20 protein-coding genes are annotated in these 22,027 nt (G+C 70.9%); 13 read left to right on the top strand and 7 right to left on the bottom strand.

Features of this window, described 5'->3' with window-relative positions; translation table 11 throughout:
- Positions 1–310: 310 nt before the first annotated feature.
- The 4 genes from GA0115233_RS08260 to GA0115233_RS08245 are packed head-to-tail and all read right to left on the bottom strand — an operon-like array spanning position 311 to position 4,531.
- Positions 311–1,342, bottom strand: coding sequence for a LacI family DNA-binding transcriptional regulator (locus GA0115233_RS08260; RefSeq protein WP_093719453.1), 1,032 nt, complete (start codon positions 1,340–1,342; stop codon positions 311–313).
- Positions 1,339–2,244, bottom strand: coding sequence for a carbohydrate ABC transporter permease (locus GA0115233_RS08255; RefSeq protein ID WP_093719452.1), 906 nt, complete (start codon positions 2,242–2,244; stop codon positions 1,339–1,341). The genes GA0115233_RS08260 and GA0115233_RS08255 overlap by 4 nt, the downstream gene beginning before the upstream one ends.
- Entirely contained in the window at positions 2,241–3,215 is a 975-nt protein-coding gene (locus tag GA0115233_RS08250; protein ID WP_093719451.1) for a carbohydrate ABC transporter permease, read from the bottom strand. Before GA0115233_RS08250 ends, GA0115233_RS08255 begins: the two co-directional genes overlap by 4 nt.
- Positions 3,212–4,531: an ABC transporter substrate-binding protein gene (locus tag GA0115233_RS08245; RefSeq protein ID WP_093719450.1), complete on the bottom strand. Its 1,320-nt coding sequence runs from the start codon at positions 4,529–4,531 to the stop codon at positions 3,212–3,214. The genes GA0115233_RS08250 and GA0115233_RS08245 overlap by 4 nt, the downstream gene beginning before the upstream one ends.
- A 184-nt stretch (positions 4,532–4,715) precedes the next feature.
- On the opposite strand from GA0115233_RS08245, the gene GA0115233_RS08240 reads away from it, so the two are divergent.
- From GA0115233_RS08240 to GA0115233_RS08180, 13 genes are all read left to right on the top strand, one after another.
- Positions 4,716–6,737, top strand: coding sequence for a beta-galactosidase (locus tag GA0115233_RS08240; RefSeq protein WP_093719449.1), 2,022 nt, complete (start codon positions 4,716–4,718; stop codon positions 6,735–6,737).
- Between the two features lie 119 nt (positions 6,738–6,856).
- Positions 6,857–8,416 (top strand): glycoside hydrolase family 53 protein, encoded by a 1,560-nt coding sequence (locus GA0115233_RS08235; protein WP_093719448.1) that lies wholly within the window; start codon positions 6,857–6,859, stop codon positions 8,414–8,416.
- A 165-nt stretch (positions 8,417–8,581) separates the two neighbouring features.
- Positions 8,582–8,869 (top strand): helix-turn-helix domain-containing protein, encoded by a 288-nt coding sequence (locus tag GA0115233_RS08230; RefSeq protein ID WP_093719447.1) that lies wholly within the window; start codon positions 8,582–8,584, stop codon positions 8,867–8,869.
- 7 nt (positions 8,870–8,876) lie between these two features.
- Positions 8,877–9,839 (top strand): SMP-30/gluconolactonase/LRE family protein, encoded by a 963-nt coding sequence (locus tag GA0115233_RS08225; protein WP_093719446.1) that lies wholly within the window; start codon positions 8,877–8,879, stop codon positions 9,837–9,839.
- A 165-nt stretch (positions 9,840–10,004) separates the two neighbouring features.
- Entirely contained in the window at positions 10,005–10,427 is a 423-nt protein-coding gene (gene crcB, locus GA0115233_RS08220; RefSeq protein ID WP_093719445.1) for a fluoride efflux transporter CrcB, read from the top strand.
- Positions 10,424–10,780, top strand: a complete 357-nt coding sequence (locus GA0115233_RS08215; RefSeq protein WP_093719444.1) for a DUF190 domain-containing protein — start codon at positions 10,424–10,426, stop codon at positions 10,778–10,780. The genes crcB (GA0115233_RS08220) and GA0115233_RS08215 overlap by 4 nt, the downstream gene beginning before the upstream one ends.
- Positions 10,777–11,136, top strand: a complete 360-nt coding sequence (crcB, locus tag GA0115233_RS08210) for a fluoride efflux transporter CrcB (protein WP_093719443.1) — start codon at positions 10,777–10,779, stop codon at positions 11,134–11,136. The genes GA0115233_RS08215 and crcB (GA0115233_RS08210) overlap by 4 nt, the downstream gene beginning before the upstream one ends.
- 177 nt (positions 11,137–11,313) lie before the next feature.
- Entirely contained in the window at positions 11,314–11,991 is a 678-nt protein-coding gene (locus tag GA0115233_RS08205; RefSeq protein WP_093719442.1) for a FadR/GntR family transcriptional regulator, read from the top strand.
- Complete coding sequence (locus GA0115233_RS08200; RefSeq protein ID WP_255310087.1) at positions 11,988–13,451, top strand: amino acid permease; 1,464 nt, start codon at positions 11,988–11,990, stop codon at positions 13,449–13,451. Before GA0115233_RS08205 ends, GA0115233_RS08200 begins: the two co-directional genes overlap by 4 nt.
- Positions 13,452–13,494: 43 nt before the next feature.
- Complete coding sequence (locus GA0115233_RS08195; RefSeq protein ID WP_093719500.1) at positions 13,495–14,511, top strand: asparaginase; 1,017 nt, start codon at positions 13,495–13,497, stop codon at positions 14,509–14,511.
- Positions 14,512–14,651: 140 nt separating this feature from the next.
- Positions 14,652–16,061: an aspartate ammonia-lyase gene (aspA, locus tag GA0115233_RS08190; RefSeq protein ID WP_093719441.1), complete on the top strand. Its 1,410-nt coding sequence runs from the start codon at positions 14,652–14,654 to the stop codon at positions 16,059–16,061.
- Positions 16,062–16,096: 35 nt separating this feature from the next.
- The gene (locus GA0115233_RS08185) at positions 16,097–17,038 is read left to right on the top strand and encodes a glutaminase (RefSeq protein ID WP_093719440.1); all 942 of its coding nucleotides are present in this window, start codon (positions 16,097–16,099) and stop codon (positions 17,036–17,038) included.
- An 89-nt stretch (positions 17,039–17,127) separates the two neighbouring features.
- Positions 17,128–18,432: a hypothetical protein gene (locus tag GA0115233_RS08180; protein WP_093719499.1), complete on the top strand. Its 1,305-nt coding sequence runs from the start codon at positions 17,128–17,130 to the stop codon at positions 18,430–18,432.
- Positions 18,433–18,543: 111 nt separating this feature from the next.
- Here the strand turns inward: GA0115233_RS08180 and GA0115233_RS08175 are convergent, their stop codons facing one another.
- The 3 genes from GA0115233_RS08175 to GA0115233_RS08165 all read right to left on the bottom strand — a co-directional run bounded on the left by GA0115233_RS08175 (position 18,544) and on the right by GA0115233_RS08165 (position 22,010).
- A complete protein-coding gene (locus GA0115233_RS08175; RefSeq protein ID WP_093719439.1) occupies positions 18,544–19,728 on the bottom strand; it encodes a D-alanyl-D-alanine carboxypeptidase family protein in 1,185 nt (394 codons plus the stop codon).
- A gap of 85 nt (positions 19,729–19,813) precedes the next feature.
- Positions 19,814–20,941 carry a transcription termination factor Rho gene (gene rho, locus GA0115233_RS08170; RefSeq protein ID WP_093719438.1) on the bottom strand — a complete coding sequence of 376 codons (1,128 nt, stop codon included), beginning with the start codon at positions 20,939–20,941 and terminating at the stop codon, positions 19,814–19,816.
- Between the two features lie 238 nt (positions 20,942–21,179).
- On the bottom strand, positions 21,180–22,010 hold the full coding sequence (locus GA0115233_RS08165) for a class I SAM-dependent methyltransferase (RefSeq protein ID WP_093719437.1): 831 nt from the start codon (positions 22,008–22,010) through the stop codon (positions 21,180–21,182).
- Positions 22,011–22,027: the final 17 nt, after the last annotated feature.

The raw sequence follows: 22,027 nt of genomic DNA, 5'->3' as shown, positions 1-22,027 counted from the left end.
GCCCGTTTCGGTCGGCAGACCCCCGCCCGCGTCGGGTGGATTCGCGGGCGATTGTGCCCGGCGTCTGTCGGACGGGAGTGGGCTGCCCGCATCGGGCTGACCCCGAAGGCGATCGTGGCCCTCGCCCGTTTCGGTCGGGAGTCGGCCGTCTGTGTCGGGTGGACTCGCGGGCGGCCGTGCTCGGCGTCTGTCGGACGGGAGTGGGCTGCCCGCGTCGGGCGGACCCGAAGGCGATCGTGGCCTCGCCCGTCCCGGTAGGCAGTCGGCCCCCCGAATCAGGCCCCGTCCCGGACAGCAGACAGCCGCCGCGTCAGGTGGACTCGCGCCGGACCAACTCGGTCGGCAGGATCACCGCGGCCGGGTCCTCGCCCCCGATCTGGGCCAGCAGCACCCGGACCATCTCGGAGCTGATCCGGTCCCAGGGCTGGCGGATGGTGGTCAGCTCGGGCCGGGAGGCGACCGCGGCGGGGGAGTCGTCGAAACCGCCCACCGCCACGTCCTGCGGCACCCGGCGCCCGGCCTTCTCCAGTGCCGTCAGCACGCCCTGCGCCATCAGGTCGGAGGCGACGAACACCGCGTCCATGTCCGGTGCCTGCGCCAGCAGCCGGTCGGCGCCCGCCTCACCGCTGGCCCGGCTGTAGTCGCCGGACACGACGAGCCTGTCGTCGATCCCGATGCCCGCCTCGGTGAGCACCTCCTTGTACCCGGCGAGCCGCTCCACACCACCCGGGGTGTCCAGCGGACCGGTCACCACGCCGATCCGGCGCCTGCCGAGGGAGAGCAGATGGCGCACCATGTCCCGGGCGCCGTCCCGGTCGTCCGCGGCCACATAGCTGACCTTGGAACCGAGCCCGATCGGCTTGCCGCAGGCCACCAGCGGCACCCCCGCCTCCCGCAGCTCCTGGGCGACGGGGTCGCCCGAGTGACTGGAGACCAGCAGCACCCCGTCCACGTGCCCGGCGGTGATGTAGCGGGTGATACGGCGCCGTTCGTCCTCGGTACCTGCCAGCATCAGCAGCAGCGGGATGTCGTGCGCGGCCAGCGCCTGGGTGCAACCACGCAGCAGGACATTGAAGTTGGGGTCCTCGAAGAACCGCTCCTGGGGCTCGGTCAGCAGGAAGCCGACCGAGTCGGAGCGGCCGGTGATCAGCGAACGGGCGTGCCGGTTCACGACGTAACCCGTCTTGCGGATCGCGGCGTTGACCGCCTCCGCCGCCGCGGGGCTGACGTAGTGCCCGCCGTTGAGTACGCGTGAGACGGTGCCCCGTGAGACCCCTGCCTCACGGGCCACGTCGTGGATCGTCGGCGGCTTGCGTCGTCCCCCGGTGTTGCTCATGGTCATGACTTTACGGCCCCGGACAGCAGATCAAGGCTCCAGAACCGCTGGATGACCAGGAAGAGCGCGATGAGCGGAACGACCGCGAGCAGCGCACCGGTGATCACCAGGGTGTACAGCGCGGGCGTGTTCGCGCCCTGCTCCAGGAGCGTGTACAGACCGAGCGTGATCGGGAACTTCTCGTCGTCGCTGAGCATGATGTACGGCAGCAGGAAGTTGTTCCACACGGCCACGAACTGGAAGAGGAACACCGTCACCAGGCCCGGCACCATCATCGGCAGCGCGACCCGGGTGAAGATCCGCCACTCGCTCGCCCCGTCCATCCGCCCGGCCTCCACCACGTCGGAGGGCACGGCGGCGGCCGCGTAGATCCGCGCCAGGTACACCCCGTAGGGGGAGAGGATCAGCGGGAGCAGCACCGACAGGTAGGAGTCGGTCAGGTTGGCCTCGGCCAGCAACAGGTACTGCGGCACGGCGAGGATCACCGGGGGCATGAGCACGCCCGCCAGCAGCACGTTGAAGATGGTCTCCCGGCCGCGGAAGCGGTAGATGGCGAGGGCGTAGCCGCTGAACGCGGAGACCACCGTGGAGAGCAGCGCGCCGAGGCCGGCGTAGAGGGCGGAGTTGCCCATCCACTTCCAGTAGACGCCGTCGCGGTAGGCGTTCAGGTCGCTGATGTTCTCGGTGAAGCCGGAGCCCGGCAGGAAGGTGAACGTGGAGAACAGTTCGCTGCCGGACTTGGTGGCCGCGATCACCACCCAGGCGACCGGCAGCATGCAGTACAGCGCGCCGATCACCAGGGTGACGGTGGGCACCAGGGCGATCCGGCGGCGCTGCGGCGGGCCCTGGGCGGTGCCGGGCGTGGTCCCGGCCGCGGGCCGGGCCTTGCGGACGGCAAGAGAACTCATCGTGCTGCCTCCTGCTTCTGACGACGGTTCGCGGCCCGCAGGAAGGCGAAGGAGAGGACCAGGGTGGCGAGGGCGATGATCACGGCCTGGGCGGCGGCCGCGTGGATGTCACCGTTGCCGAAGGCGTCCTGGTACACCTTCATCAGCGGACTCCAGGTGCTGGACACGGAGTTGGTGAGCGGTCTGAGGGTGGTGGGTTCGTTGAACACCTGGAGCGTGGCGATGATCGAGAAGAAGAAGGTCAGCACCAGCGAGGGCGCCACCATCGGGATCTTGATCCGCAGCGCGATCTGCGTGGGCGTGGCTCCGTCGAGCTTCGCCGCCTCGTACACCTCGGCCGGGATGGACTGCAGCGAGGTGTAGATGACGATCATGTTGAAGCCGGTGCCGCCCCAGACCGCGATGTTCGACAGGGCGAGGTACAGCGGACCGCCGTCCAGCAGATCCGGCTGCGGCAGGCCCAGCCTGTCCAGTACGAAGTAGAAGGGGCTGACGTCCGGCAGGTAGAGGAAGCCCCACAGCAGCGCCGCGACCACGCCGGGGATGGCGTACGGCAGGAAGATCGCCAGGCGGGTGAAGGGGGCCAGGCGCACCCGCTCGGAGTCCAGCATCAGCGCGAAGAGCAGGGCCAGGCCCAGCATCACCGGCACCACGATGCAGCCGTAGCCCAGCACGCGCAGGGCGCCGTCGACCAGTTCGCTGTCGCCGAGGGCGTCGGTGTAGTTCTGCAGGCCGGCCCACACCTCCTTCCGGGCACCGGAGCCGAGGCCCAGCCCGGAGACCCGCACCTTGCGGAAGCTGAGGTAGACGGCGTAGCCGATGGGGAGCGCGAAGAAGAGCAGGAAGAGGACGGTGGCGGGGAGGAGGAAAAAGTAGGGCGCGCTGCGCGCTCGTCTGAGGGTGGTGGTGGGAGACGGGTGGGCGTACGGGGCCCCCTTGACCCCGTACGGCCTCCGGCGTGCGGTGGTCACTGAGCGACCTCGAAGCCCTGCTTCTTCATGTCGGCCACGGTGTCGTCCTGCATGGTGTTGAGGGCGGCGACGAAGTCCGACTTGTTCTTGGCGGCCTTGCCGAAGGCGTCCTTGAAGGTCGTGTAGGCGACGTTCACGTTCGGGCCCCAGGCGGAGGGAGCGGTGCTCTTCGCGATCTCGGCGGCCTTGGTGTAGAAGTCGGCCTGGTTGGCGAAGTACTCCGGCGGGTTGGTGAAGGCGCCGGAGGTCTGGGCGTTGGTGGCGGCGGGGTAGATGCCGCTCTCCTTGGCCAGTGCCTGCAGGGCCGTGCCGTCGGTGTTCAGCCAGGCGGCGAACTTCGCGGCGGCGGCCGGGTGGTCGGAGTCCGTGGTGACGGCGGTGGAGGAACCGCCCCAGCTGCCGGTGACGTTCTCGCCCTCGGACCACTGCGGCAGCGGCGCCATGGCCCACTTGCCCTTGGTGCCGGGCGCGGCCGTGTTCAGCGTGCCGGGCGCCCAGACGGCGGAGACCCAGGCGATCTGCTTGCCGGTGTTGAGCGCCTTGTTCCAGGCCGGGGTGTACATCGGCTGGTTGTCGACGACGCCCTCCTTGACCAGACCGCCCCAGAACTTGGCGACCTTCTGCGTGGCGGCGTCGTTGATGGCGACCTTCCACTGGTCGCCCTCGGTGGTCCACCACTGGGCGCCGGCCTGCTGGGCGAGGCCCGCGAAGAGTCCGGAGTCGTTCGCGGAGAACGTGGTGAGGTCGGTGCCGGGGGACTTCTTCTTCAGCTTCCTGGCGGTCTCGGCGAACTCGTCCCAGGTCGTGGGGACTTCGAGGCCGTACTTCTCGAACAGGTCCTCGCGGTAGTAGAACATCATCGGCCCGATGTCCTGCGGCACCGCGTAAACCGCGTCCGTGCCGAGCGTGGTCTGCTGCCACACCCCGTCGGCGAACTTGCTCTTGGCGTCGGCGGTCTCCTTCGATATGTCCGCCAGCGCGTCATTGCTGACCAGGGTCGGCAGCGCCTGGTACTCGGCCTGTACCAGGTCCGGGGCCTTGCCGGCCTTGTGCGCGGTGAGGATCTTGGTGACCAGCGTGTCGCCGGACGCCTGCTTCTTCACCGTGACCTTGATCTGCTCCTTCTTGCCCGGCCCCTTGTTCCACAGGTCGACGACCTTGTCCATGCCGGGCGCCCAGGTCCAGTACGTGAGCGAGACGGGTCCGGACGAGGCCTCGGTGTCGTCGTCGGACGAGCCGCACGCGGCGAGGGTGCCTGCTCCGAGGGCTACGGCGATGGTGGATGCCACGAGGCGGCTGCGCGTCGTGATGGGCATGGATCTCTCCCCTGACCTGGGGCTCTCGCCTGCTGCGAGAACCTGCCATGCTTCTGTGAGCGTTCACAGTAGAGAAACATCCCGGACACTTGTCAATGGTTGTTGCTGTGCGGTTATGTTGGGCTCACACCGCGATCGTTGTGTGTGTACGTTCCCAAATGATCGATTACCCGGGAGAGATTCCATGCCGGAGACCACCCCCAAGGGCCTCACCAGGCTCGCCTTCGGTGGGGACTACAACCCCGAGCAGTGGCCGGAAAGCGTCTGGCAGGAGGACGTCCGGCTGATGCGCGAGGCCGGAGTCACGATGGTCAGCGTCGGGATCTTCTCCTGGGCCCTGCTGGAGCCCGCCCGCGGCAGCTACGACTTCGGCTGGCTGGACCGCGTACTCGACCTGCTGCACGACAACGGCATCCGCGTCGACCTCGGCACCCCCACCGTCGTCCCGCCGGTCTGGTTCTACCGGGAGCACCCCGAGGCCCTGCCGGTCACCGCCGACGGGGTGCGTCTGGAGTTCGGCTCCCGCGGCGCCATCTGCCACAGCAACGCCGACTACCGCGCCGCCGCCGCCAACATCACCACCAGGCTTGCCGAGCGGTACGCCGACCACCCGGCCCTGGCCATGTGGCACGTGCACAACGAGTACGGCGTCCCCGTCTCCGCCTGCTACTGCGACTCCTGCGCCGCCCACTTCCGCCGCTGGCTGGCCGCCACCTACGGCACCGTCGACGCCGTCAACGAGGCCTGGGGCACCGCCTTCTGGGGCCAGCGCTACACCGACCTCGGGCAGATCAACCCGCCGCGCACCACACCCACGGTCGGCAATCCGGCCCAGGCGCTGGACTACAAGCGGTTCGCCGACGCCACCATGCGCGAGAACTTCGTCGCGGAGCGGGACATCCTGCACCGGCTCACCCCGGACGTGCCAGTGACCACCAACTTCATGACCGCGCTCAGCCAGTGCGACTCGGTGGACTACTGGGCCTGGGGCCGCGAGGTCGACATCGTCACCAACGACCACTACCTGATCACCGACGGCCGCCGCACCCATGTCAACCTCGCCATGGCCGCCGACCTCACCCGCTCGGTGGCCGGGGGAGCGCCCTGGATCCTGCTGGAGCACTCCACCTCGGGCGTCAACTGGCAGGCCCGCAACCCCGCCAAGGCCCCCGGTCAGATGGCCCGCAACTCCCTGGCCCATGTGGCGCGCGGCTCCGAGGGCGCCATGTTCTTCCAGTGGCGCCAGTCCCGGCGCGGCGCCGAGAAGTTCCACTCGGCGATGGTCCCGCACGGCGGCACCGGCACCCGGGTCTGGCGCGAGGTCATCGAACTCGGCGCGTCCCTGGACTCGTTGAGCACGATCCGCGGTACCCGCACCCAGGCGGACGTCGCCGTGCTGTGGGACTGGCACTCCTGGTGGGCGCAGAACCTCGACTGGCGGCCCAGCGAGGACCACGACCCGCGCGAGCGCGCCGACGCCTTCTACGAGGCCCTCTACGACCGCCACCTCACGGTCGACTTCGCCCACCCCGAGGCCGACCTGTCCGGCTACCCCCTGGTGGTCGTCCCCGCCCTCTACCTGATGACCGAGGCCGCCGGGAACAACCTCAGGGAGTACGTCGAGAACGGCGGCACGCTCGTCGTGTCGTACTTCTCCGGCATCGTCGACGAGCACGACGCCGTGCACGAGGGCGCCTACCCCGGCGCGCTGCGCGACGTCCTCGGCCTGACCGTGGAGGAGTTCTCACCGCTGCTGAAGGGCGAGACGGTCCGCATCACCGGCCCCGACGGCTCCGAGCTGACCGGCGACGTGTGGACCGAGTTCGTGGTGCCCGGCGCGGCCGAGACGGTCTGGACGTACGCCGACGGCCTGACCGCGGGCCGCTCCGCCGTCACCCGGCACCGGCTCGGCGAGGGCACCGCCTGGTACGTCTCCACCCGCCTCGACGCGCAGGGCCTGGACGCCCTCCTGGGGTGGGCCGCCGAGGACGCCAGGATCGCGCCGCGCGCCGACCTGCCGCACGACGTCGAAGTCGTCCGCCGCGCGGGCGAGTCCGGCACCTACCTCTTCGCGATCAACCACAGCCCGTCGGACGCCAAGGTGCCGCTGGAGGCGCACGGCACCGAACTGCTCACGGGCGAACGCGCCGCGGGCCGCCTCGAAGTGCCCGCGGGAGCCGTCCGGGTCGTCCGGCTCGACGGCTGACCACGACTCCCCGCCGCCCGCGACCCAGGACAGCCGCGGGCGGCGGGGTACCCCCCGGAGCCACCCCGACAGGCGCCGGAGGTCCCATCCCCGTTACGTCGAAGGGACGACGGACGACGATGTTCCATCCCAGACGCACGACGAAGGCCCTGCTGCTGCCGCTCGCGGCCGGGCTGGCCCTCACCGCCCTGCCCGCACAGACCGCGCAGGCCGCCTCGACCCTCACCAACGGCGGCTTCGAGTCCGACGGCGCGGGCGCCGCCACCCCGGCCGGCTGGTCCGAGTACGGCTCCACGGCCGCCTCGTTCTCCGAGGCCGGCGGACACAGCGGCGGCTACCGGCTCAGCCACTGGTCGTCCTCCGCCTACAAGGTGGAGACCTACCAGTACCTCTCCGGACTGACCAACGGAAACTACAAGCTCACCGCCTGGGTCCGCTCCGGCGGCGGCCAGAACTCCGCCTACATAGCCCTGAAGAACTGCGGCGGCACCGAGCAGCGCACCGACATACCCGTCTCCTCCAGCGGGTGGATACGCATCGTCGTGCCGGTCCAGGTGACCAACAACCAGTGCACGATCAGCGTCAACAGCGACGCGAACGCCGGCAACTGGATCAACGTCGACGACCTGACCTTCGCCTCCGGCACGTCCAGCACGTCGATCAAGGGATCCGACGTCTCCTCCCTGGCCAAGAGCGAGGCGCTGGGCGGGAAGTACAGGAACAGCTCGGGCGGCACCGGCGACGCGCTGGCCATCCTGAAGTCCGCCGGGCAGAACTACGCCCGCGTCAAGGTCTGGGTGAACGCGGCCGACGGCTACAACGGCAAGGACGAGGTCCTGGCCCTGGCCAAGCGGATCAAGGCCCAGGGTATGAAGCTGCTGGTGGACTTCCACTACTCCGACATCTGGGCCGACCCCGGCGCCCAGAGCAAGCCGGCCGCCTGGGCCGGGCACTCCTACGGCCAGCTCAGGACCGACGTCTACAACCACACGTACGACGTGCTCAACGCCCTCAAGGCGCAGGGCACCACCGCCGACATGGTCCAGGTCGGCAACGAGATCAACGGCGGCATGCTGTGGAACGAGGGCTCCACGAGCAACTGGTCCCAGCTCGCCGGACTGCTCAACTCCGGCTACGACGCGGTCAAGGCGGTCAGCTCCTCCACCCAGGTCGCCCTGCACCTCGCCAAGGGCGGTGACCTCTCCGGTACCCGCTGGTGGTTCGACAGCGCCGTCTCGAACGGCGTGAGGTTCGACGTCATCGGCCTGTCGTACTACGGCTACTGGCACGGCACCCTCTACGACTTCCAGACCACCCTGGACGACGCCGCGAGCCGCTACGGCAAGCCGGTCTTCGTCGCCGAGACGGCCTATCCCTTCCGGCTCGACAGCGAGGACGCGCACGAGAACATCATCGACCTCGCAAGCGAACTCGTCCCCGGCTACCCGGCCACCACGACCGGCCAGACCCGCTGGATGAACGACATCGCGAGCATCGTCGAGGCCGTCCCGGGCGGCCGTGGACTGGGCGTCTTCTACTGGGAGTCGACCTGGACCGCGGTCACCGGTACCGGCTGGGACCCGACCGACCCCTCCTCCGGCAACGGCTGGGAGAACCAGGCCCTGTTCGGCTACGACGACAAGGTCCTCCCCGCGGCGGCGTGGTTCCGCCACCGCTGACCCACCACCGGGTCCGGTGACCCGGCCGGTACCGAACTGCCGAACTGCCCTTTCTCGTACGACAGTTCGGTACCGGCCAAGACGCGGAGAGTGCCGGACATGTCGGCATCTCCTGCGGGACAGTGGACGCACGCGCTTCGAGGGGACCGGACGGAGGGGACCGTGATGTTGAGGACACCTGTGAACGAGAGGCGTCTGGACATCCTGGAGTGGCTGAAGGATCCGGCCGCGCACTTCCCCTCCCAGCGTCACGGCGACCACGTCGAGGACGGCGTCACCTGCGACGCCGTCGCCGCGAAACTCGGGGTGCCCCGCGGGGTCGCCGAGACCCACCTGCACCTCCTCGCACGGATAGGGCTGCTGCGCACCCGCCGCGTCCGCCGCCGCGTCTACTACCGTCGTGACGAGGTCCGCATCGCCGAGGTGGCCCGCATGTTCGAGAAGGGCTGGTAGAGACCGTATGAACCGTTCCGGCACGCTCGTCCCGCACCGCTGCGTCGCGATCGGCGGCCACGGCCCCGAGGATGTCGTCGCCGACGCCCGCGGCCGGGTCCTCACCGGCGTCGCGGACGGCCGCATCCTGCGGCTTGACCACCTCGCCGACCCCGACCACGTCCGCGTCACCGTGCTCGCCGAGACCGGCGGACGTCCGCTCGGCCTCGAACTCCTCGGCGACGACACCCTGTTGGTCTGCGACGCCGACCGCGGACTGCTCCGCGTCGACCTCACCGACGGCACCGTCCGCATCCTCGCCGACTCGGCGGCGGGGGAGCCCCTGCGGTTCGCCAGCAATGTCGTCGCCCTCTCCGACGGCAGCGTGTACTTCACCGTCTCCAGCCGCCGCTACCCCCTCGACCAGTGGATCGGCGAGATCGCCGAACACACCGGCACCGGCCGCCTGCTGCGCCTCGCCCCCGGCTCCGAGACCCCCGAAGTCGTCCTGGAGGGCCTCCAGTTCGCCAACGGCCTCGCCGCGAGCGCCGACGAATCCTTCCTGGTGGTCGCCGAGACCGGCGCCTGCCGCCTCACCCGCTACTGGCTCACCGGCCCCAAGGCGGGCCGCGGCGAACCCTTCGTCGAACACCTCCCCGGCATGCCCGACAACATCTGGCGCGGCGCCCCCGACGGCCCCCTCTGGGTCGCCCTCGCGGGACCCCGCATCCCACCCCTGGACCTGCTGCACCGCGCCGCGCCCGGCGTCCGTCGTACCGCCGCCCGGATCGCCGTGCGCGCCCCCTTCCGCCCCACCGCCGCGATCGGCGTCCTCGCCGTGGACGACACCGGCGCCACCGTCCACCACCTCACCGGCCGCAGCCCCGGCTTCCGCATGATCACCAGCGTCTGCGAGGCGGCCGGCCACCTCGTCCTGGGCAGCGTCCACGAGCGCGGCATCGCCCTGTGCGAGCCGCCCGCCCCGAAGTGACCCCGCCGAAATCCCGGAGTTACCCTGGATCCCGGCCGCGATGACCCTCGCGGCGCGGCGGTGGGGCCCGCCGTACCCGAACCGCGGCACGGCAGCCGCCAACGGTCCCTACTTGCATCGGCGCGCGCCCGCGGACCGGGCCCCGGCGAGTAGGAGACGTACGTCATGACAGCCCCCCACAGGCTACTGCGCGGCCAGGGCCCCGTCGTCGCCGCGGTCGCGCTGGGCGGTGCCCTCGGCGCCACGGCCCGCTACGCGCTCACCCTGTGGTGGCCCCTTGAACCCGGCGGATTCCCCTGGGCGACGTTCTGGACCAACGCCGTCGGCTGCGCCGTGATCGGCGTCTTCATGGTGCTGATCACCGACGTGTGGGCCGCCCACCGCCTCCTCCGCCCCTTCTTCGGCACCGGCGTGCTCGGCGGCTTCACCACCTTCTCGACCTACGCCGTGGACACCCGCCGCCTGCTCGCCGGCGGCCACCCGGGAACCGCCTTCGCCTACCTGCTCGCGACCCTCCTCGCCGCCCTCACCGCGGTGTGGCTCGGCGCGACCACGACCCGACGCCTCGTGCGGGGGAGACAGCCATGACCCGTCTGACCGGCGCCGCGCTGCGCCTGACCGTCCTCGTGGGCGAGAACGACACCTGGCACCACCGGCCGCTCTACAGCGAGATCGTGCACCGGGCGCACGCGGCGGGGCTGGCCGGGGCCAGTGTCTTCCGCGGGATCGAGGGGTTCGGCGCCTCCTCGCTGATCCACACCTCGCGGCTGCTCTCGCTGAGTGAGGACCTCCCCGTGGCGATCGTGATCGTCGACACCGAGGAGCGGATCCGGGCCTTCCTGCCCCGGCTCGACGAACTGGTCACCGAGGGGCTGGTCACCCTCGACCCCTGCGAGGTCATCCGGTACACCAGCCGCACCGCGGGGGAGACCCCGGCGTGAACTGGCTGCTGGTCGTCGCGGGCGCCATGGTCGGCGCACCTCTGCGCTACCTCACCGACCGAGCGGTGCAGGCCCGCCACGACTCGGTGTTCCCCTGGGGCACGTTCGCGGTCAACGCCGTCGGCTGTCTGATCCTCGGCCTGGTCACCGGCGCCGCGGGCACGGACCTCCAACTGCTGCTCGGCGCGGGCCTGTGCGGGGCGCTGACCACGTACTCGACCTTCTCCTACGAGACCCTCCGGCTGGCCGAGACCGGCGCCGGGCGGTACGCCCTCGCCAATGTCGTCGGCAGCGTGACCGTCGGTCTGGCCGCCGCCTTCGCGGGGGTGTGGCTCGCCGGGACGGTGTGGGGATGACGGGCTTCCGGCACCGGCTGCTGAACTGCTGATCAGTACCGGGCATTCAGCGCGGGCACCCCGCTGAAAGTTTCCTTTCAGCCGCCTTGACAGCACCCTCGCGCCGCCCCGAGTATCACTCCCGTGAACCTGTCAGACAGCCGGACAGCCGGACAGCCGCCCCGCCGCGTCAGCGCCATGGAGGCGGTCCTCGCCCACCTGCGCACCGCCATCGAGCGCGGCGAGTACGCCGTGGGGGACAAGCTCCCCTCCGAGGCGGAGCTGTGCCGCACCCTGGAGGTCAGCCGCCCCGTGCTGCGCGAGGCCCTCAGGGCCCTGCAGACCATGGGCCTGACCGTCTCCAAGACCGGCAAGGGCACCTTCGTGGTCGCCAGCACCGTGGAGGACCCGACCTTCGGCGACTACGCGGCCAGCGACCTGCTGGAGGTCCGCCGGCACGTCGAGATCCCGGTCGCCGGGTACGCGGCCCTGCGCCGCACCCCGGAGAACCTCGACCACCTGGCGCATCTGCTGGACCGTATGGAACGCGAGACGGACACCACCGCGTGGGTCGCGATGGACACCCTCTTCCATCTCGCCGTCGCCGAGGCCGCCCAGAACCCGGTCTTCCGCCGGGTCATCGAGGAGATCCGTGACGCACTGGCGCGTCAGTCGGCCTTCCTCAACGAACTGGGCGGCCGCCGCGAGCAGTCCAACCGCGAGCACCGGGCGATCGTCGAGGCGCTCGTCGACGGTTCCGAAGTCGACGCCGCCGAGGCGATGGCCCATCACCTCGACCGCGTCGAGACCACCCTCACCGACATCGTGCGCCCCGGGCACACGAGCACCACCACGGAAGGCGGACGCGAGCGTTGAGCGAGCAGTCCCTGCGCAATGAGGCGCAGACCCCGCACGGCGGCGTGCAGGAACGTTCCGGCCATGTCGACGCCGGAGACGCCGGGTACAGCAAGTCCCTGAAGTCCCGGCACGTCAACATGATCGCCATCGGTGGCGCCATCGGCACCGGCCTCTTCCTCGGCGCCGGCGGCCGCCTGGCCGACGCCGGCCCCTCCCTGTTCATCGCCTACGCGGTCTGCGGCGTCTTCGCCTTCCTGGTCGTCCGCGCCCTCGGCGAACTCGTCCTGTACCGCCCCTCCTCCGGCGCCTTCGTCTCCTACGCCCGTGAGTTCATGGGGGAGAAGGGCGCCTACACCGCGGGCTGGATGTACTTCCTGAACTGGGCCACCACCGGTATCGCCGACATCACCGCGGTCGCCACCTACACCCATTACTGGGGCATGTTCTCCGACATCCCGCAGTGGGTGCTCGCCCTCATAGCCCTGGCCGTCGTGCTCACCGTGAACCTGATCTCGGTGCGCATCTTCGGCGAACTGGAGTTCTGGTTCGCCATCATCAAGGTCAGCGCACTGGTGATCTTCATGTGCATCGGCATCTTCCTGCTGGTCACCCAGCACGAGGTCGACGGCACCACCCCCGGCCCCTCCCTCATCACCGACCACGGCGGCGTCTTCCCCAACGGCCTGCTGCCGATGCTGCTGATCATCCAGGGCGTCGTCTTCGCCTACGCCTCCGTCGAACTGGTCGGCGTCGCGGCCGGTGAGACCGAGAACCCCGAGAAGATCATGCCCAAGGCGATCAACTCGATCATGTGGCGCGTGGGCCTGTTCTACGTCGGCTCCGTCGTCCTGCTCTCGATGCTGCTGCCCTGGTCCTCCTACAAGGCGGGGGAGAGCCCCTTCGTCACCGTGCTCTCCAACATCGGCATCCCCGCGGCGGGCGGCGTGATGAACCTGGTCGTCCTCACCGCGGCCATGTCCTCGCTCAACTCCGGCCTGTACTCCACCGGCCGCATCCTGCGCTCCATGGCGATGTCCGGCTCCGCCCCCAAGTTCACCGGGGTGATGAGCCGCAGCCAGGTCCCCTACGGCGGCATCCTGCTCACCAGCGGTATCTGCGTCCTCGGCGTCGGACTCAACTTCGTCGTCCCCGCCGACGCGTTCGAGATCGTCCTCAACTTCGCGGCGCTCGGCATCCTCGCCACCTGGGGCATGATCATGATCTGTCACCTGCTCTTCTGGCAGAAGACCCAGAAGGGCGAACTCACCCGCCCCGGCTACCGCCTGCCGGGCTCCCCCTGGACCGAACTCGTGACGCTGGCCTTCCTCGCCTCCGTCCTGGTCCTCATGTACGCCGACGGAAGCGCCGGCCGCACCACCGTGCTGTGCCTGCCCCTGATCGTCGGCGCGCTCGTCGCCGGCTGGTACGCGATCCGCCGCCGCGCCGAACGCACCCCCCGCACCGAGGCCGACGCGTAACCCGCGCACCGGTCACCACCCACCACCCAGGAATCAGGCAGTGATGGACAGCAGTTCCCTCGCGGACGCACCCCTTGTCCGCGAACCCCTCCACGCCCCCGTCGCCCACCTCATACGCGGCGGGGTCGTGGAAGGGGTCCACTACGGCTCGGTCGTGGTCCTCGGTACCGACGGCGAGGTGCGGTTCCAACTCGGCGACATCGAGGCCGCGTTCTACCCGCGCTCCGCCCTCAAGCCCGTCCAGGCCGCCGCCATGGTCCGTGCCGGGCTGCCGCTGGACGGTGAACTCCTCTCCCTCGCCGCGGCCAGCCACTCCGGCGAGGAACGCCACCTCGCCGGCGCCCGGCGCATCCTGGAGCTTGCGGGCGTGCCCGAGAGTGCCCTCGGCAACGTCGCGGACCTGCCCTACGACCCGGTCGTCCGCGAAACCTGGATCCGCGAGGGGCGGCTCCCCTCGCAGCTCGCCCAGAACTGCTCCGGCAAGCACGCGGCGATGCTGTACACCTGCCGGATCAACGGCTGGCCCCTGGACGGGTATCTCGACCCCGGGCATCCGCTCCAGCAGGCGATCGCCGAGATCGTGGAGGACCTCACGGGGCAGCGCATCGCGCGGGTCACCGTGGACGGGTGCGGCGCCCCGCTGTTCTCCGTCTCGCTGCACGGGCTGGCCCGGGCTACCGCGCGGATCGTCACCGCGGTGCCGGGGACGCCCGAGGCGCGGGTCGCCGACGCCATGCGGGAGCATGCCGAGATGGCCTCCGGGGCCGGTCGGGACGTCGCCGCGCTGATGCGGGCCGTGCCCGGTCTCCTGGCCAAGGACGGCTTCGAGGGCGTGCAGGTCGCCGCGCTGCCTGATGGGCGTGCTGTTGCCGTGAAGATCTCTGATGGGGCCAATCGGGCGCGGATTCCTGTCGCTGCGGCGGCGCTTGGGTGGGCGGGGGTTGAGCCGTCGCTGCTCGCCGAGTTCCAGGGCGAGGCGTTGCTGGGCGGTGGCCGGGCTGTGGGGCGTGTGCGGCCTGTTCGGTCGCTGGAGCCTGTTGCTGTTACCTCGTGCGCCTAATGGGGTGCCGGGAGCTGTTGTCGTGCGGCGATCGGTGCGTTGTGGCTGGTCGCGCCCCGCGGCGGTAGCCGCAGATCAACCACGCCCCGCGCCCCTGAGGGCACTTCCCTCTCCCTTCTCAGAAAGCGAGCCCTTCCCTCATGAACCTCGTCACCCGTCGCGAGCACGATCTGCTCGGCGACCGTGATGTTCCCGCCGACGCCTACTGGGGTGTGCACACCCTGCGGGCCACCGAGAACTTTCCCGTCACCGGGACGCCGATCTCGGCCTACCCGCACCTGATCGACGCCCTCGCCGCGGTGAAGGAGGCCGCCGCGCTCGCCAATCAGGAGCTGGGGCTGCTGGAGGCGCGCAAGGCCGACGCGATTGTCGCCGCCTGCCGGGAGATCCGGGACGGCAAGCTGCACGACCAGTTCGTCGTGGACGTGATCCAGGGCGGTGCGGGCACCTCGACCAACATGAACGCCAACGAGGTGATCGCCAACCGGGCGTTGGAGCTGCTGGGGCACGCCAAGGGCGAGTACGGCTATCTGCACCCCAACGAGGACGTCAACCTCGGTCAGTCGACCAACGACGTCTACCCGACGGCAGTCAAGATCGCGACCGTCTTCGCGGTACGCGGCCTGCTCAAGGCGATGGCCGTGCTCCAGGACTCCTTCGCCCGCAAGGCCGTCGAGTTCCGTGACGTGGTCAAGATGGGCCGTACCCAGTTGCAGGACGCGGTCCCCATGACGCTGGGGCAGGAGTTCTCCGCGTACGCGGTCATGATGGACGAGGACCGGTCCCGACTGGACGAGGCCGTCGAGCTGATCCACGAGATCAACCTGGGCGCCACGGCCATCGGTACCGGACTCAACGCCCCCGCCGGTTACGCCGAGGCCGCCCGTCGCCACCTCGCCGCCCTCACCGGACTGCCCCTGGTCACCGCCGCCAACCTGGTCGAGGCCACCCAGGACTGCGGCGCCTTCGTCCAGATGTCCGGCGTTCTCAAGCGGATCGCGGTCAAGCTCTCCAAGAGCTGCAACGACCTGCGGCTGCTGTCCTCCGGGCCGCGCGCCGGGCTCGGCGAGATCAACCTGCCGCCCGTACAGGCCGGTTCGTCGATCATGCCGGGCAAGGTCAACCCGGTGATCCCCGAGGTCGTCAACCAGGTCGCCTTCGAGGTGATCGGCAACGACGTGACCATCACCATGGCCGCCGAGGCGGGCCAGCTCCAGCTCAACGCCTTCGAGCCGGTCATCCTGCACTCCCTGTCGGAGTCCATCACCCATCTGCGCGCCGCCTGCCTCACCCTCGCCGAGCGCTGCGTGGACGGCATCACCGCCAACACCGAGGAGCTGCGCCGGACCGTGGAGAACTCCATCGGCCTGGTCACGGCGCTCAACCCGCACATCGGGTACACGGCCGCCACCGACATCGCCAAGGAGGCCCTCGCCACCGGCCGCGGGGTGGCCGAACTCGTACTGGAGAAGGGCCTGTTGCCCCCCGAGACCCTCGCCGACCTGCTGCGCCCGGAAAGCCTCGCGGGCAGCGGCGCCCCGCAGGTCTGAACCACGAGACGCGCCAGGACCGGCCCGGAGGCACAATGGTGATCATGAGCGTTCCCCCGTCGTCCCAGACCTTCATGCCGGTCCTGGAGCGCATCGCCGAGGAGATCGGGCGCACCCCGGGCCGGGGCCGCGCCGCCGACTACATCCCGGCGCTCGCGGCCTGCGACCCGCGCAGCTTCGGCATGGCCGTCGCCGAGCTGGACGGCACGGTGTACGGGGTGGGGGACTGGCGCGAGCCCTTCTCCACCCAGTCCATCACCAAGGTCTTCACCCTCGCCCTCGACCTCGCACGCGAGGGCGACGAACTGTGGGAGCACGTGGGCCGCGAGCCCTCCGGCAACCCCTTCAACTCGCTGGTGCAACTGGAGTACGAGAACGGCATCCCGCGCAATCCGTTCATCAACGCCGGCGCCCTCGTCGTCACCGACCGGCTCCAGACCCGTACCGGTGACGCGGCCGGTGAACTGCTCGCCTTCCTGCGCTCGGAGAGCGGTAACCAGTCGCTGGACTTCGACAAGGAGGTCGCCGACTCCGAGTCCGCCAACGGCGACCGCAACGCCGCCCTCGCCCACTTCATGGCCTCCTACGGCAACATCGACAACCCGGTGCCGGTCCTGCTCGACCAGTACTTCCGCCAGTGCTCCGTCCGCGCCTCCTGCGCCGACCTCGCCCTGGCCACCGGTTTCCTCGCCCGCCACGGAGTGCGCGCCGACGGCTCCCGGCTGCTCAGCCGCAGTCAGGCCAAGCAGGTCAACGCGGTGATGCTGACCTGCGGCACCTATGACGCGGCCGGTGACTTCGCCTACCGCGTGGGCCTGCCCGGCAAGAGCGGCGTCGGCGGCGGCATCATCGCCGTCGTCCCCGGCCGCTGCACGCTGTGCGTCTGGAGCCCCGGCCTGGACGAGCGAGGCAACTCGGTGGCCGGGGTGGCGGCCCTGGACCGCTTCACTACCCTGACGGGGCTGTCGGTCTTCTGACGGGCCGATGAGGTCTTCTGACGGGCCGACAGGGGCCGGGTCAGGCAATCCGGTTGAGCCGTCCCGCCCGACCGGCGATGATCATCAACATGTTCTCGCGCAAGCCCCGCCGCCCCAAGTCCCCCGAACTCCTCAAGGCCTGGGAGTCCCTCGACTCCGGTGACATACCCGGCGCGCTGCGGCAACTGCGCTCCGGCACCGACACGCTGCCCCTGGCGGAGACCGCCCTGGTGGTGGCCCGCGCCGCCGGCGCGGCGGGGTTCGACGACCTGGAACAGGCCGCCGAGGCCGTCGTCGCCCACCCCGACCGGCCGCAGGAGCTGTACGACTACGGGTACGCGTGCGTGGAGCGCGGCGTGTCCTATCTGGCCGTCCCCGCCCTGCGCGAGGCGCTGCGCCTGGCACCGGGTTCCCTGGCTGCCCTGCGCGAACTCGTCTCCGCCTACGAGCGCGAGGAACGGCACGGCGAGGCCGTGGAAGTCCTGTCGGCGCACGAGGGTGAGCTGACCGACTGGCCGGACCGCTATCTCCTGGTCCACAACGCCCTCCTGGCGGGCGACCTTGCGCTGGCCCGGCGTCAGCACGCGCTGCTCGCCCCTCCGGAGGACGACCAGTGGCAGTTCGCGCGGGCGCGGCAGAACCGCATGCTGGAGCGGGCGGCGAGCGCGCAGGGCGCGGGAGCATTGGACCGTACGGACCTGCGGGGCTGGCAGTACGTGCTCGGCGGCACCGTCCTCGGCACCCTGTCCCCGCACGGCTACAGCGCGGGCATGACCGGGCGGTACGCCTGGCTGCAGGACTCCTACGACCAGTGCCTGCGCGGACTGCTGCGGCTGAGGACCGTACTGGAGTCGGCCGGGGTGCGGCCCACGTCCGTGTCCCTGCTGCCCGACCGCGCCAGCCGCGTCCTGGGCCTGGCGGCGGCCGAGGTACTCGGGCTTCCCGCGCTGCCCTTCGCGCCCGAGCGGGCGGACACCGTGGTCGTGGCCTACGACCTGAACGACGTCGAGCCGGAGATCCTCGGGCAGCTCTTCGAGCGGACCCCGGGGCAGGTGCTGCACGAGCACGCGAGCTGCTGGACCGACGCGCCCGCCGTCTGCGCCGACAGCGTCACCCTGCTCCACCAGTCGAACACGGCGCCCTGGGCGGGCGTACTGCGCCAGACGGAGGACGGCTCCATCGAGCGCTCGGCCCCGGACGAGCGCCCCGAGGAAGAGATCGCCGCGGACATCGTCGCCGCCGACCCGACCCCGGACGAGGGCGACGACGACGCCCCCGCGGACCCGGACGAAGCACTGCGCGCCTTCGTCACAACGGTCCGGGACACCTGGCTCCAGGGCGAACGATCCCGCCTGCAGTCCTCGGGACCGGTACCGAGCTCCCGCTTCCTCTGAGCGCCGGGGCCGGGGCACTCCTCGGATCGGGTCGCAGGGGCACGGCCGTGACTCCGGCGTCCGCCCGGCGGTTCCGCTCTCGGTTCACGTGGGCCGTGTCGCCCGGCCGGATCACTCTTCCGCGTCCCGCTCCCTCCTCGGCCGTAGGGTCGCCGCCGCCATGACCCCGGCCCCCGCGATCCCGGCGCCCGCGACCATCCCCGCCTCCGCCCAGCCCGGGCCCTTGTGCACCGGCTTCGCCACCGGGGCGGTGGTGGGCGCCGGTTCCGGGCCGGGGCGGGGCTTGGTGCGCAGTTCGTCGAGGGAGCCCACCGCGTCGACCCTGTCGGCCGCCTCGAAGCCCCAGTCGAGCAGCTCCCGCGCCTCCTCGTAGACGGTGAAGCCACCGCCGTACTGCGGGTTCATGACCGTGACGACGAGGGTGCGTCCGTCCTTGCGGGCGGCGGAGACGAGGGTGTGTCCGGCCTTGCTGGTGTAGCCGTTCTTGATGCCGATCAGACCGGGGTAGGGCTCCACTCCGTCGGAGCCGGTGAGCAGCCGGTTGGTGTTGCGGATGGCGTACGACCCGCCGTCGCGGGCCGGGAACCGCGCCTCGACCGTGCCGCAGTACCGCGCGAACTCCTTGTTGCGCAGCCCCGCCCGGCCGAACACCGCCAGGTCGAAGGCCGAGGAGACCTGGCCCGGCGTGTCGTACCCGTCCGGGGAGAGCACACGCGTGTCGTGGGCGCCGAGCGCCCGGGCCTTGGCCTGCATCCGCGCGGCCGTGGCCCGCCAGCCGCCGCTGAGGTGGGCCAGGACGTGCACGGCGTCGTTCCCGGAGTTCAGGAACACCCCGTTCCACAGGTCCGAGATCCGGTAGGTGCGGTCCTCGGCGACGCCGACCATGCTGCTGCCGGGGCCGATGCCCGCCAGCTCCTCCTCGTCGACCGTGTGCCGGATCCCCGCGGGCAGGATGGGCAGCACCGTCAGCGCGAACAGGGTTTTCAGGGTGCTGGCGGGCGGGAGCTTGCGGTGCGCGTTCTTCGCGGCCAGCACCTCGCCGGTGTCGGCGTCGGCGACCACCCAGGACAGCGCCGAGACCCGCGGTACCCGGGGCGCCCCCGCCCGCGGCCTGACCTGCGTGCCGGAGCGGTTCAGCAGCGACGGCCGCTGCTCCGCCGCCGTACGCGCCCGGTCCGCGCCGCCGGACCCCGCTCCGCCCTCGTCGGCCACCGCGGCGGGCCCGAGCGCCAGCAGGCCCGCCACACACAGCGCACAGGACGACGCGGTCACCCGGGAAGAGAGTCTGATCTTCATATGAATCAACGTAGGAACAGCGAGGCCGCACACCGCGCTGCCCTGACGGAGCGTCGCCCGCGAGCACCCGGATGCCGTACGGCGGTCAGGCGTCCTTCGGCAGCGTCGGCCGGATCCGCCGCAGGAAGGAGGAGTTGTCCGGCGTCTCGCGCAGACGTTCCAACAGGGTCTCCAGGCCGTCCTTGTTCTGGAGCGCGCGGCGCAGGCCGGGGACTGCCGCCAACTCCGGTCCGGTCAGCAGGAGTTCCTCGCGACGGGTGCCGGAAGGATTGACGTCGATCGCCGGGAAGACCCGGCGTGCGGCCAACTCGCGGCTCAGGCGCAGCTCCATGTTGCCGGTGCTCTTCAGCTCCTCGAAGTAGAAGTCGTCGGCCCGGGAGCCGGTCTCCACCAGGGCCGTGGCCAGGATGGTGAGCGAGCCGCCCTCCTCGGCGGACCGCGCGGCGCCGAAGAACCGCTTCGGGCCGATCAGCGCGGAGGCGTCCACCCCGCCGCTGAGGGTACGGCCACCGGCGGCGGCCGCGTTGTTGTGGGCCCGGCACAGCCGGGTCAGCGAGTCCAGCAGGATCACCACGTCCTCGCCCGCCTCGACGAGCCGCTTGGCCCGTTCGACGACGAGTTCGGCGAGCGCGATGTGCTGCTTGGGCGCCCGGTCGAACGTGGAGGCGTACACCTCGCCGCGCACCGAGCGCCGCATCTCGGTGACTTCCTCGGGGCGTTCGTCGAGCAGCAGTACCATCAGCCGGCACTCGGGGTGGTTGCCGGCCACGGCGGCGGCGAGCTGCTGGAGCAGCACGGTCTTGCCGGTCTTGGGCGGGGCCACGATCAGCCCGCGCTGGCCCTTGCCGACGGGGGTGAGCAGGTCGGCGACGCGCCCGGTCGGCCCGGCGGCCGGGTGTTCGAGGCGGATCCGCTCGCTCGGGTGCAGCGGGGTGAGGTCGGAGAAGCGGCGGCGGTCGCGTTCGGGGGCGCGGCTGTTGACGCGGGCGACCTCGGTCAGGCTCCGCCGGTCGCCGCGCACGCCCTCGACGAGGTCGCCCTTGCGCAGGCCGTGGCGGCGGATCAGGGCGGGGGAGACCTGGAGGTCGGAGGAGGTGGGCAGCAGGCTGTCGGCGGCGCGCAGGTGCCCCTTCCCGCCGGCGTCGATGTCGAGCACGCCGAGGACGGTGGGGGGCGCGGAGTTCCGGACCGCGGGTTCGAGTGTGGTGGTCATGGGGTGGGTCCTTTCGCGGACGGACGGCATGAGGCATGCGTGGGGAAGGGGATGGCCGCGGGAAGCGAGGCGGACTCAGCGCGCCTCAAGGCGGCGGGAACAGCACCTCGGGGTACGGCGAAACCGCTGGTCACGAGGTGATGGGAAAGCCGGAAGCACCGGCTGAACCGAAGGTGAACTGGCACCGGCGCCCGGGACCGGGCGTACACAAGTGCTAACCAGACGGTACCACGGGGGATCAGTGTGTGGCGAGGAGTCCGTACAACAGGGGGATCCGGGGCTCGGGGAGACGCCACCAGCCGGAGTCCGTGCGCACCATGTGCGGCCAGCGCTGCCAGGGCAGCTCGTCGCTCTCACGGAGCTGTCGGACGGTCAGTCCCGCGTCCGTCAACGCGGTGACGACCTCTCCTATTCCGTGCATCCACTCGTAACTGTCGGTGGCGCCCTCGACGGCCGGGCCGTCGGTGTAGGTGTGGGTCGCGTCCCGGTGCACGGGGCCGCCGCCGCCCAGGTAGTCGTGGCGCAGCAGCAGCAGTTCCGGCCCCTCGCCCGGCGCGGGCTTGGGGCCCAGGGAGTTGAGCAGGGGATGGAACTCCACGATGTACAACAGGCCGCCGGGGCGCAGGAGTTCGGCCACGACTCCCGCCCAGCGCGGCAGGTCCGGCAGGTAGCACAGGGCGCCCTTGCCGGTGTACACGACGTCGAACCGGGCCGGGCCGAGGGCGCTCACGGCGTCGTACACATTCGCCTCGACGTACGTGACCTCGGCGCCCGCCTTCCCGGCGATCGCGCGGGCGGCCTCGACGGAGGCGGCGGAGAAGTCCAGGCCGACCGCGCGGGCGCCGCGGCGCGCGAACGCGACGGTCTCGGTGCCGAGATGGCACTGGAGATGGAGCAGGTCCCGCCCGGTCAGGTCGCCGAGGTCGGCCCACTCGAACGGGGCGAACCAGCGCTCGGGATCGAGGTCCTGGGCCAGGCCGTAGAAGCGGCTGGCGAGGTGGACGGGGGTGCGGGCGTCCCAGTTCGCCTGGTTCGCCCGCATCAGCCGTGCCTGCTCGTCGGTGCTCATGGAGCCATCAAACCGCG

Source organism: Streptomyces sp. DI166 (assembly GCF_900091315.1).
Lineage (GTDB): Bacteria > Actinomycetota > Actinomycetes > Streptomycetales > Streptomycetaceae > Streptomyces > Streptomyces fuscus.
The sequence above is the reverse complement of the archived record's forward strand: the minus strand, read 5'-3'. Positions and strand labels throughout refer to the sequence as shown.